At 52.2% G+C, this 11,736-nt stretch carries 11 protein-coding genes; 6 read left to right on the top strand and 5 right to left on the bottom strand.

The genetic code is table 11. The features are described 5' to 3' along the window. The first annotated feature begins 17 nt into the window (after positions 1 to 17). Entirely contained in the window at positions 18 to 1,166 is a 1,149-nt protein-coding gene (locus TREAZ_RS11430) for a BMP family lipoprotein (RefSeq protein WP_015712021.1), read from the top strand. Between the two features lie 26 nt (positions 1,167 to 1,192). Next, positions 1,193 to 1,561, top strand: coding sequence for a hypothetical protein (locus tag TREAZ_RS11425; protein ID WP_015712020.1), 369 nt, complete (start codon positions 1,193 to 1,195; stop codon positions 1,559 to 1,561). A gap of 4 nt (positions 1,562 to 1,565) precedes the next feature. Here TREAZ_RS11425 and TREAZ_RS11420 read toward each other — a convergent pair whose 3' ends face one another. From TREAZ_RS11420 to TREAZ_RS11400, 5 genes are read right to left on the bottom strand one after another with little or no spacing between them, the layout of a single operon-like run. Next, positions 1,566 to 2,570, bottom strand: a complete 1,005-nt coding sequence (locus TREAZ_RS11420; RefSeq protein ID WP_015712019.1) for an ABC transporter ATP-binding protein — start codon at positions 2,568 to 2,570, stop codon at positions 1,566 to 1,568. Further along, complete coding sequence (locus tag TREAZ_RS11415; RefSeq protein WP_015712018.1) at positions 2,567 to 3,571, bottom strand: ABC transporter ATP-binding protein; 1,005 nt, start codon at positions 3,569 to 3,571, stop codon at positions 2,567 to 2,569. The genes TREAZ_RS11420 and TREAZ_RS11415 overlap by 4 nt, the downstream gene beginning before the upstream one ends. Before the next feature lie 8 nt (positions 3,572 to 3,579). After that, on the bottom strand, positions 3,580 to 4,650 hold the full coding sequence (locus TREAZ_RS11410; RefSeq protein WP_015712017.1) for an ABC transporter permease: 1,071 nt from the start codon (positions 4,648 to 4,650) through the stop codon (positions 3,580 to 3,582). 12 nt (positions 4,651 to 4,662) lie between these two features. Next, complete coding sequence (locus TREAZ_RS11405; protein ID WP_015712016.1) at positions 4,663 to 5,592, bottom strand: ABC transporter permease; 930 nt, start codon at positions 5,590 to 5,592, stop codon at positions 4,663 to 4,665. Positions 5,593 to 5,613: 21 nt separating this feature from the next. Continuing rightward, a complete protein-coding gene (locus tag TREAZ_RS11400; RefSeq protein WP_015712015.1) occupies positions 5,614 to 7,215 on the bottom strand; it encodes a peptide ABC transporter substrate-binding protein in 1,602 nt (533 codons plus the stop codon). 134 nt (positions 7,216 to 7,349) lie between these two features. Between TREAZ_RS11400 and TREAZ_RS11395 the strand changes: the two genes are divergently transcribed. Genes TREAZ_RS11395 through deoD form a run of 4 tightly spaced genes read left to right on the top strand, consistent with a single transcriptional unit; the run spans position 7,350 to position 11,692 of the window. Further along, entirely contained in the window at positions 7,350 to 8,870 is a 1,521-nt protein-coding gene (locus TREAZ_RS11395) for an ABC transporter ATP-binding protein (RefSeq protein ID WP_015712014.1), read from the top strand. Continuing rightward, positions 8,863 to 10,008: an ABC transporter permease gene (locus tag TREAZ_RS11390; protein ID WP_015712013.1), complete on the top strand. Its 1,146-nt coding sequence runs from the start codon at positions 8,863 to 8,865 to the stop codon at positions 10,006 to 10,008. The genes TREAZ_RS11395 and TREAZ_RS11390 overlap by 8 nt, the downstream gene beginning before the upstream one ends. Continuing rightward, complete coding sequence (locus TREAZ_RS11385; protein ID WP_015712012.1) at positions 10,001 to 10,915, top strand: ABC transporter permease; 915 nt, start codon at positions 10,001 to 10,003, stop codon at positions 10,913 to 10,915. The genes TREAZ_RS11390 and TREAZ_RS11385 overlap by 8 nt, the downstream gene beginning before the upstream one ends. Positions 10,916 to 10,945: 30 nt before the next feature. Further along, positions 10,946 to 11,692 carry a purine-nucleoside phosphorylase gene (deoD, locus tag TREAZ_RS11380; protein ID WP_015712011.1) on the top strand — a complete coding sequence of 249 codons (747 nt, stop codon included), beginning with the start codon at positions 10,946 to 10,948 and terminating at the stop codon, positions 11,690 to 11,692. Positions 11,693 to 11,736: the final 44 nt, after the last annotated feature.

The following is an 11,736-nucleotide window of genomic DNA, read 5'->3' as shown; positions in this document are numbered from 1 at the left end:
TAAATAGGAGGAATATTATGAAAAGGATACTTAATGGAATTGTTGTTGCGGCGCTGGTTGCCGTCGCCCTGGTAACGGCGGCGTGCAATAAAAAGGCCGCCCCTGCCTCGACTTCGGCTGCCCCGGCTACTACAGCCGTTCCGGCTGCCCCGGAAGTAACTGTCAGCTTGCTCACAGACGCCACGGGCATTGACGACAAATCCTTCAATGCAGCCGCCTGGCGGGGCATCCTGGAATTCTACGGCGATACCTGGCAGAACACCACCAAGAGGGGAAAATCCTACGATGTGGTAACCGCCCAGACCCAGGATATGTATATCCCCAATATCAGGCAGGCCACTGACGAAGGCTACAGCCTCATCGTTACCACGGGCTTTACCTTTGCCGACGCCCTGGCGGAAGTTGCCGCCCAGAACCCCAATCAGAAGTACATGATCGTTGACGTTGACTGGGTAAATCTCCCCAACGTTCTTCAGGCGATGTTTGCCGAGCATGAAGGCTCCTACCTCGTAGGCGTCGCCGCAGCCCTCAAGGCCAAAGCCGACAATATTGCCAATCCCCGCTTCGGTTTTATAGGCGGCGTGCCCGGCACAACCATTACCAAATTTGAGGTAGGCTATGTGCAGGGTATACTTTCCGTATTCCCCAATGCCCAGATCGTGGACTACTACGTGAATAGCTGGGGCGAACCTGCCCTTGCCAAAACACAGGCCAAGAACTGGTATGATTCCGGTGTTTACGCCATCTATTCCGCAGCCGGCGGTTCAGGCAATGGCACCATTGCCCAGGCCAAAGAATACCGCCAGGCAGGCCGCAATGTATGGGCCATAGGCGTCGATTCCGATCAGCACGAAGAAGGGCTCCTCCCCAATTCTACGGAATCGGCGGTTCTCACCTCCATGCTTAAGCAAGTAGAGACGAGCCTTGTCTACGGCCTCAATGCCGTAAAGAACAATGCCTTTAAAGGCGAAGTCATCACCCTGGATCTTAAGGCTGAAGGCGTGGGCTATTCCACCACCAACCCTGCCATCACTGCCGATATTAAGTCGCAGCTTCAGCAGGTGAAACAGCAGATCGTTTCGGGGCAGATCAAAATCGCTGCCACCAATGCGGATGCCAAAAAGATCGCGGGCTTCCCCCAGGATCTTAAAGCCCAGGATAACTAAAGGTCATACAACAAGGAGATATTGTTATGAGAAAATTAATTTTAATTGCGTTGATTTTAGGGATGGCTTCATCGGTTTTTGCATGGGACAGGTATACTGATCTTGGCAACCGCATGGATCATAATTCCACCAAGTACCATTCTATTTTGGATCAGGCAAATATAGATAATGATCGTGTCCAGAATGACGCCAAGCGCACGGAATATGAAAGGCAATATAATGACCTTTTGGTACAGATGCAGCGTAAAAGCACATCGTTGCAAGCCGCTGTCCGCAATTCAGAGCCATCTGCTGAAATTGTCAGCAAGCTCCGAGGTGAATTGGAAGATTTGCTTAAACAGTATGACGCTTTGGTTAATGAATACACCAATTGGCTGGAGAGTCTTAAAAAGTAAATTGTCACTCCTGTAAGAAGCACGCCACCTGGTGGCCTTCTGTAACAGTTTTTAAAACCGGCTGCTCCTGTTTGCATTTATCCATGCGGCGGGGGCAGCGGTCGTAGAAATAACAGCCCGGCCTCTGCACGTTAGGTGAGGGCACATCCCCTGTCAAAATAATACGTTTGCGCTCAGCCTCAATCTTCGGGTCCGGTATGGGCGCTGAAGACAAAAGTGCCTGAGTGTAGGGATGCAGCGGATTTTTATAGAGATCCTGGTATCCGCTCATTTCCACAATTTTTCCCAGATACATTACCGCGATGCGGTCGGAAATATATTCGATGACCGCAAGATCGTGGGCAATAAAAAGATACGAGAGGCCGAATTCTTTCTGTATATCCTTAAAGAGATTCAAAATTTGGGCCTGTATGGAAACATCCAGGGCCGAGACAGGCTCGTCCGCCAAAATAAGCTGGGGGTTCAAAGCCAGGGAGCGGGCAATGCCTATGCGCTGCCGTTGACCTCCCGAAAATTCGTGGGGGTAGCGGTTTTTGTAGAATTTCAAAAGCCCTACCAGATCCATGAGTTTTTCTACCCTGTTTTCGATCTCCCCGTCCGCCATCTCAAGGAGCCCCAGCCTGCGGTATATGCGCATGGGTTCCGCGATGATATCCGCAGTGGTCATGCGGGGGTTGAGTGAAGCGTAGGGGTTCTGGAAAACGATCTGCATATTCCTGCGGGCTTCCAGGAGCTCCCGCTTGTTCATGGTAGAAAAATTCTTGCCATGGAGGTACACATCCCCCGATGTGGGGGTATAGAGCCTTGCCAATGCCCTGACCACTGTGGATTTGCCGCAGCCTGATTCGCCTACAAGGCCCAGGGTTTCGCCTTTCCCGATGGAAAAAGAAATGCCATCCACTGCGTAAATAAATTGCTTTTCTCTTTTTATAAAACCTTTAGTACCTGCGGGGAAATGCATACGGAGGTTTTCGACCCTCAGTAAATCTGTGTCGTGATTGTCATTCATGCCGCACCCCCATTGTTCCAGCAGGCTGCCCTGTGGCCCGAGCCGTAATCGGTTTCATCGGGGTATTGGGTTTTGCAGATACCCTTTGCATCAGGGCAGCGGGGGAAGAAGGGGCAGCAGGGCGGCAGGTCTATCACATTGGGCGGCTGGCCCGGAATGGAAAAGAGCCGATCCTGGTTCTGCCTGTCAAGCCTGGGTACTGATTTGATAAGCCCCCGTGTATAGGGGTGGCGGGGATTTTCGAAAATATCCGCTGTAAGGCCCCGCTCCACAACACGGCCCGCATACATGACATAAATAGTATCGCACATACCCGCCACCACGCCCAGGGAATGGGTTATGAGTATTACTGCGGTTCCGAATTTATTGGTAAGGCCCTTCATCAAATCCAGAATCTGGGCCTGTATGGTAACATCAAGCGCGCTTGTAGGCTCATCAGCAATGAGTATTTCAGGGTTGCAGGAAAGCCCCATGGCAATCATCACCCGCTGGCACATGCCGCCTGAAAACTGGTGGGGGTAGGCGTCTATGCGCTGTTCCGCAGCGGGAATGCCGGCCAGGGTAAGCATCTCTATGGCTCGTTTCTTGGCTTCCTTTTTTGATTGCTTTTCGTGGAGCCGCAGGGTTTCGATCATCTGGGTAGAAATCCGCAGGAAAGGGTTGAGGCTTGTCATGGGGTCCTGGAAGATCATGGAGATTTTCGCACCCCGTATGGAACGGATTTGCTTCTCGTTCATCCTGAGTATATCATCCCCATGGAAAAGCACTTCCCCGCCCACGATTTTGCCCGGAGGCGTCTGCACCAGGTTCATTATGGAAAGGTTCGTAACCGATTTGCCTGAACCCGATTCTCCCACTATGCCCATGACCTCCCCCTTGCGAAGGGAGAAGCTCACATCGTCTACCGCCTTTACCACGCCATCGCCGGTGAAGAAATGGGTCCTGAGATTTTTTACCTCCAGTACGGTCTCGCTGTTCTCAAGGTCAATGCTGTTTGCCATATCCCCCCCTAAACCCTGTTCTTGCTTTGGGGATCAAAAGAATCCCTTAAGCCGTCGCCCAAAAAGTTCATGGCGAAGAGGAACACGGTCATTGCTACTGCGGGGGCAATGAGCAGCCATGGGTAGAGTTCCATTCCCTTGACCCCTTCCGAAACCAGGGAGCCCCAGGACGCCAAAGGCGCAGAAACGCCCAGCCCCAAAAAGGAAAGGAAACTCTCGTTCATGATGAAGCTCGGGAGGGATAAGGTGGAATATACTATGATAATCCCCAAAGTATTGGGGAGCAAATGTTTTCTGATTATTCTTGCAGTACCGGCGCCCACGGATTGGGCAGCCTGCACAAATTCGGCATTTTTAAGGGAAATGATCTGCCCCCGCACAACCCGGGCGATGGTAAGCCAGGATACTAAAGCAATTGCCATAAAAAGGATAAATATATTCCTCCCCATAATGGCCATAAGTATTATTACAATTAACATATAGGGAAGCCCGTACATAACATCCACAAAACGCATGATGAGTTCATCGAGCCTTCCGCCCACGTAGCCCGCTACAGCACCGAAGAAAATACCGATAAGAAGCGCCGTAATGGTTCCCAATACGCCAATGCCTATGGAAATTCTTCCGCCATAGATCACCCGCGAAAGCATATCCCTTCCCAAAATATCAGTCCCCAATATATAGATCCGCTGGTGCACAGGATTACTCTCAATATCCAGACGCATAGCCGCAAGTTCTTTTTTTTCGGCGTTATTGTGTTCAGTACGACCTTCCATAGCCATTACTTTGACAAGGTAAGCTTCCCGCATTTTGATCATCACATTCCCTGCCCTGTCAAAAGAAGGGGGCAGATAGGTATGCAGAATCTCCTGCCTTTCATAAGGATAAAAAGGCAGCAAAGGCGCGAAAACGGACAAGGCAAAATAAAACAGCACAATTGCCAAGCCAAAAACAGCCATTTTATTTTTTTTAAGCCGCTTCCAGGCATCCTGGGTAAGTGAAACAGCCTTGACTTCCTGGTTGAATTCATTAAGGGCAGCATCAGCCTTTGGAGTAGTAGAAAAATTAAACTTTTTCATCGTGCGCTGCCTCTACCGGTATGAGATCCGGGGATCCAGGAACCCGTAAATAATATCCACTACAAAATTCATCAATACCAAAATCAGGGAATAAACAATTACTGTCCCCATAATCAGGGTATAATCCCTGTTCAATGCGGAACGCACAAAAAATGTGCCCAGGCCGGGAACAACAAAAATGCTCTCCACTACTACCGAACCTGTAACAATACCGGCGCAGGCAGGCCCCAAATAACTTACTACCGGGAGAAGAGCGCCTTTAAGGACATGCTTTACCATGATAACCGGCATGGAAAGGCCCTTGGCTCTGGCAGTTCGTACATAATCCGAACGCAGGGCTTCGAGTATGCTTGCCCTGGATAAGCGGGCAATGTAGGCAAAGTAGGGCATGGAAAGGGTAACGGCGGGCAGTATGAGCGTTTTTATGCCCTGACGTCCGGTGATCCAGCCCTGGGTTGGGAGCCATTTTAGCCATACTGCGAATATCAGCATCAGCACTGGCCCTGCTACGAACATGGGAACAGATATTCCTGTGACCGCAATGGACATGGTGGTATAGTCCAAAACTGAATTTTGCTTAATCGCAGAAATAATGCCAAAAAGCACACCCAATACTAATGCGATAGTCAATGAGGTTAAGCCCAATATAAGGGAATTGGGAAGACTCTGGCCGATTAGTTGATTTACTGTGAAATCTTTATTTTTAAATGAAGGTCCCAGGTCGCCCCTCACTACATCCCCTAAAAAGCGGAGATACTGACGAGGCAGGCTTTCGTCCATGTGGTACTTTCGAAGCAGGTTCTCAAGGACTGCAGGGGGGACTTCTTTTTCTCTGGAGAAAGGACCGCCCGGGGCGGCTCGCATCATGAAGAAGCTGACAGTAACGATGATGAACATCGTAGGAATTATACTAATCAGCCTCCGCAGTACGAAACGCCCCATGGCTTTTATCCTTTAGCAGAATTACTTTCTCTTGATACCTACCCAGGGGTGTGAATCCTGGGGATTGGTGTACCAGCCGTCCCATTTATCCAGATTGATAATGTTCTGGGATACATAATAGTAAATGGGGATAACCACCTGATCCTGGGTGATGGCAATTTCTTCAGCCTGGTGCAGTATCTGATCGCGGGCAGTGCCGCCAGGCATGGCAGAAGCCCGGCGAATCAGGGCGTCGTACTGGGGATTACTGTAGTGGCCGTCGTTATTGCCGCCGCCTGTGACAATAAGGTCAAGGAAATTCTGGGCATCCGCATAGTCGGCAATCCATCCGGCCCGGCCCAGTTCCATCCGGGAAGTTTTCCTTTCATCAAGGAAGGTGGCCCATTCAAGATTCTGAAGGGTTACATTGACGCCCAGGTTGTTCTTCCATACCTGCTGGAGGTACTCGGCAATAACCTTGTGGGCGTCCAAAGTATTGTAGATAATCTGGAATGTGGGGAGGCCGCGACCATCAGGATACCCTGCTTCCGCAAGGAGTCTTTTGGCAGCTGCAAGATCATAACCGGTGCCGGTAGCGGGTTTGTAATCCCCGATGGGAGGGGCAAGGGCAAAAGCAGGAACCTGTCCACCCTTAATTACCCTGTCGATGAGTTCCTGGCGGTCAAAGGACATGGAGAGGGCCTTGCGTATTCTCACATCCTTGAGTATGGGATGGCTCATATTAATATAATAGAAATAGGAACCCAGCTGGGTTTGGACATGGTAATCCTTTTCCAGTTTGAGCTGGTCGATGATTGCCAGGGGGATGTTGGTACTCCAGTCAATTTCTCCATTCTTATAAGCCTGATAAGCAGTGTTGGTGTCTTCGATGGGGAGGAAGGTGATCTTGGATAGGTGCACATTGGCTTTGTTCCAGTATTTGTCATTGGGAATTACGGTGAGGTGATCGTTGGGGATCCATTCCTGGAGTACAAATGGGCCGTTACTTACGAAGTTTTCTTTCTTGATCCAGTCGGCGCCGTATTTCTGAATGACATGTACGGGCAGGGGATTGAACGCATAGTGGGCCATCATGTCGATGGCATAGGGTACGTTTCCGACCAGGGTCACTTCAAAGGTGGTAGGATTTACTGCACGGATAGCGACATCCGAAGGCTTCCCGCCCTGGGTGTTATACAGGTCGGCGCCTTTTATCACCATGCCGGGCATGTACGCATATTCGGAACCTGTAGTGGGGTTGAGATGATACAGCCATGAATCTACAAAGGTCTGGGCATTGATGGGTGTGCCATCGCTCCAAACCAGGTTGGGCCGGATCTTAAAGGTAAGCACCGATCCATCGGCGCTGATAGTCCAGCTTTCAGCTACCCCGGGTTCGGCTTTGTTGGTTTTGGGGTTATAAGTCGCAAGGCCTTCGAAGAGGGCCATATTAACCCGGGCTTCCGGCACGCCTTCAATCTGGGAGGGATCGATGGACTGGATTTCAGTCCCGTTCCCGACTACGAATTCAGCAGATGCTTTCGCGCCACTGGATGCAGCACTGCTGCTCTGACCGCCGCCGGCAAAAAGCGCGCCGGAAATGACGGCCAAGCTTAGTGCCAGAATCAAACTTCTTTTCATCATAGAAAACCTCCATTATTATAGAAAATATCCACTAATTATACTAAGAATTATAGGAAGGTACAAGTAATTTTCCTGTTTTTTCCTGTTTCTTTTTCCGGGATAATAGGGCATAATGCTAATATGAGGAGTGAGGAATGGGCAGCCCAGCTATAGAAATGCTCGATATCACCAAGATCTTCCCCGGCATAGTTGCCAACGACCGTATACGTTTCGAGGTTGAGGAGGGTGAAATCCACGCCCTGCTTGGGGAAAACGGGGCAGGCAAGTCCACCCTTATGTCCATACTTTTCGGTCTCTACGAACCCGATGGGGGCATCATCAAAATCCGGGGCAAGGAAGTCCAAATCCGCAGTCCCAACGATGCCACCAGCCTCAAAATCGGCATGGTTCACCAGCACTTCAAACTGGTTCACAATTTCACGGTTACCGAAAACATAGTCCTGGGCCTGGAGCCTTCAAACCCCTGGGGCAATCTCGATCTCAGAACCGCTGAAAAACGGGTAGCCCAGCTTTCCGAAACTTACGGCCTTGCTGTGGACCCCAAAGCCCGCATCGAGAATATCACAGTGGGAATGCAGCAGCGGGTGGAGATCCTCAAAATTCTCTATAGGGATGCCAGCATACTCATTTTCGACGAGCCCACCGCAGTCCTTACCCCCCAGGAAATCGACGAGCTTTTAACCATTTTTCGCCGCCTCAAGGCCGAAGGCAAGACTATCGTGTTCATCACCCATAAGCTCCGGGAGATAAAAGCCGCTGCCGACCGCTGCACTGTGCTGCGCAGGGGCAAGCGTATCGACACAGTCCTCGTATCAGAGGCCGACGAAGGGGAGCTGGCCGAGAAAATGGTGGGCCGCGCGGTCAGTTTTAAAATCGACAAGAAGCCGGCCCAACCGGGCGATGTTATATTGAAGATAGAGAATCTCACGGTTATAGGATCCCGGGGGATTCCTGCGGTGCATGACCTTTCCCTCGAAGTGAGAGCAGGGGAGGTAGTGGGCATTGCGGGCGTGGACGGCAACGGCCAGTCCGAGCTTGTGTCGGCCATTTCAGGCCTCCTCCCGGTAAAGTCAGGCCGTATTGTGCTCAAAGGGAAGGATATTGCCCGCGAAAGCATACGGGGCCGCATTTCGGGCGGCATGGGCCTGGTTCCTGAAGACCGGCATAAGCATGGCCTTATTCTGGATTTCAGGCTGGATGAAAACCTGATCCTCAAAAGTTACCGCCATAGACCATACTCTAACAGCATTGGCTTTCTCCAGTTCCCGGTGATTGTGAAGCACGCCGAAGACCTCATCGCCGATTTTGACATCAGGGCAGGGAATGGTCCGGCGACGCCTGCCAAGTCCATGTCGGGTGGGAACCAGCAGAAGGTGGTCATTGCCCGGGAAATTGACCTTTCGCCGGAACTTCTTATTGTGTCCCAGCCCACCCGTGGCCTTGATGTCGGCGCCATCGAATATATCCACCAAAGGATAATACAGGAACGGGACAAGGGCAGGGCAGTGCTGCTCGTTTCTTTTGAACTCGACGAGATCCTGGGCCTCTGCGACAGGATAGCCGCTATTTCCAAAGGTTCCATTGCGGGAGTTGTCGCAGCTTCCGAAGCTGACGAGCGGCGCATTGGAAGCATGATGGGGGGGCTTCATGCCTAAATTAAAAGATAGAATCCTCGAAGTATTTACTGGTTCAGATGGCCTCGTATCCGTGGCAGTGGTGATCCTGGGTTTTCTCGTGGGAACCATTTTGATACTCCTGGTAGGAAGGAACCCCGCAGGAATGTATTCGGCTATTTTGCAGGTGGTCTCGGGCTGGGATCTTCGCCGGGGCACCCAGAATATGCGGTACATAGGGGAATGGATTGTAGCCTCCATGCCCCTCATACTCTGCGGGCTTTCCATGGGTTTTGCGGCCCGGACAGGGCTTTTCAATATAGGGGCTGAAGGCCAGTACGTGGCGGGCCTTACTGCAGCCCAGTTTGTGGCCCTCTATTTCCCCCAAGTGCCGGGGCTTCACTGGCTCATGGCAATTTTGGCTGCCATAATAGCGGGTGCAGTTTGGGGTGGCATTGTAGGGTTCCTCAAAGCCAGGTTCAGCGTGTCCGAAGTAGTTGCCACTATCATGATGAACTATATAGCCCAGTACGGCTCCCGCATATTGACCATGCGCATACCTGGGACCAATACCTTCCAGACCCCGCCCCTGCCGGTGACTTCCCGCCTGTCAAGCCCTTTTTTGGAAGCTGTCACCAATAATTCGCGGCTTAATTACGGCCTTTTTCTTACCATTGCGGCGGTTTTATTCTATTGGATAATCATGGGAAGGACCCGCCTGGGCTATTCCCTCCGGGCCACCGGCCTCAACAAGGAAGCGGCCCGCTATGGGGGCATCAGCGTAAACACCAGCATTACTACCGCGATGGCTATAGCCGGCGCCTTTGCGGGCCTTGCCGGGGCCATCGTTTCCCTGGGCAGCTTTTCTGCCGGCAGGGTGCTTTCGGTACAGGACGGCTACGGCTTTGACGGTATCGCGGTTGCCCTGGTAGGAAACAGCAGCGCCTGGGGAACAGCCCTCTCGGGCCTCCTCTTCGGCATGCTCAAATCTGCCCAGCCCCTCATGCAGTCCAGGCAGATACCTAAGGAAATCACCTCGATTATTATGGGCCTTGTGGTAGTATTCATCTCCCTTAGGGCAGGGGTGAGGATCATCATTGAATGGCAGATGAAGGAGAAGGCCAGAAAGGCCCAGAACGCGGCAACAGCCGGTGCATCAGAGGGAGGCCATCATGCTTGATATTTTGAAAATACTCTGGAACATGCTTCCCTCAACCTTGATGATAGTGGCCCCCATTCTCATCGCCGCCACCGGCGGGATGATCTGCGAAAGGGCAGGGGTGGTGAACATAGCACTCGAGGGCCTCATGAGCATAGGCGCCATGGCCGCAGCCACTACCCATGTGCTCCTCGAAACCAGCATAGGTTTTTCCATACCTCTGGCTTTCTTTATTGCCGCGGTCATGGGCGGCCTCTTTGCGCTCATTCATGCCTTCGCTTCCATTACCCTGCGGGCCGACCAGGTAATTTCCGGTACGGGCATCAACCTCCTCGCCAACGGAATCACCGTGTTCTTCTGCCAGCTCCTTTTCCGCATGGACAGGACTCAGAACTACCACATGGGCACGAAGTCGGGTTTTGGAGGCGCATACCCCACAGCCTGGCTTGCCCTGATCATCCTGGTTGCGGCTTGGTTCACCCTCTACAGGCGGCCCTGGGGTCTGCGCCTCCGCGCAGCCGGGGAACACCCCCAGGCCCTGGCTTCGGCAGGCGTCAATGTCATCAAAATCCGCTACATCGCAGTAGTGATATCAGGAGTGCTTGCAGGCATAGCAGGGGCCTGCATAGTCCTTACCCAGGATATTCAGTTCACTGTGTCCACCATCAACGGCAAAGGCTTCATCGCCCTGGCTGCGGTCTCCTTTGGCCGCTGGCTTCCCCTGGGGATTCTTGGCTCAAGCTTCCTCTTCGGCGCTTCCTCGGCGCTGGCGGTAAATATCATCAATATTGATGCGCTTAAATCTTTGCCTTCTGAAATTTTCAGCATGCTGCCCTATGTTATCACCCTGGTTACCTTGGTGATATTCAGCGGCAAGGACTACGCCCCCCGGGCTTCAGGCCAGCCCTACGATAAGGGGAAGAGCTAGCCCTGTTCTGGCAGGGAAAAGGAGAATTCCATGATTGCCGATTTTTATAAACCCACTGAAAGCACGCCCCATAACAACGCCAAACCCGGGGATATTGCCAAAACGGTCCTCATGCCCGGCGACCCTCTGAGGGCCAGGCATGTGGCGGAGTCCTATCTGGAAAACGTGAAGGAATTTACCAGTGTCCGGAATATGCTGGGTTTTACCGGGACCTATAAAGGCAAGCCTGTTTCGGTGATGGGTTCCGGCATGGGGGCCCCCAGCATCGGCATTTACTCCTTCGAGCTTTACAACCATTACGGCGTGGAGAACATCATACGCATTGGTACCAGCGGGGCCATGGTTCCCGAAGTGAGGGTAGGGGATCTGGTTTTGGCCATGGCCTCTTCCACCAATACCAACTATGCCCAGCAATACCACCTTGGGGGAGTGTTCTCGGCATGCGCCGACTTCGGCCTCCTGGAACATGGCGTCGCCGCCGCCCGTTCCCTTGGCATACGCTTCACCGTGGGCAATGTCTTTTCTTCGGACCTCTTCTCAGTCTACAGCGCCGAGGGCGACGAAGGCTGGCAGAAATGGGCCCGCATGGGCTGCGTATGCTGCGACATGGAATCCTATGCCCTCTACTGCAACGCTGCTTATCTGCACCGGAAAGCCCTCACCATACTCTTTTGCACAGATTCCAACATCACAGGAGAGGGCCTCTCAGCCGGGGAGCGGCAAACTGCCCTGGCCCCCATGTTCCAGCTGGGCTTAAGCTTTGCGGGGATAGCCTGAATACTGGACAAGTTTTGGTTTTTTTGGTAAGTTATGGGAGTTAA

It is taken from the genome of Leadbettera azotonutricia ZAS-9, assembly GCF_000214355.1.
GTDB classification, from domain to species: Bacteria; Spirochaetota; Spirochaetia; order Treponematales; family Breznakiellaceae; genus Leadbettera; species Leadbettera azotonutricia.
The sequence above is the reverse complement of the archived record's forward strand: the minus strand, read 5'-3'. Positions and strand labels throughout refer to the sequence as shown.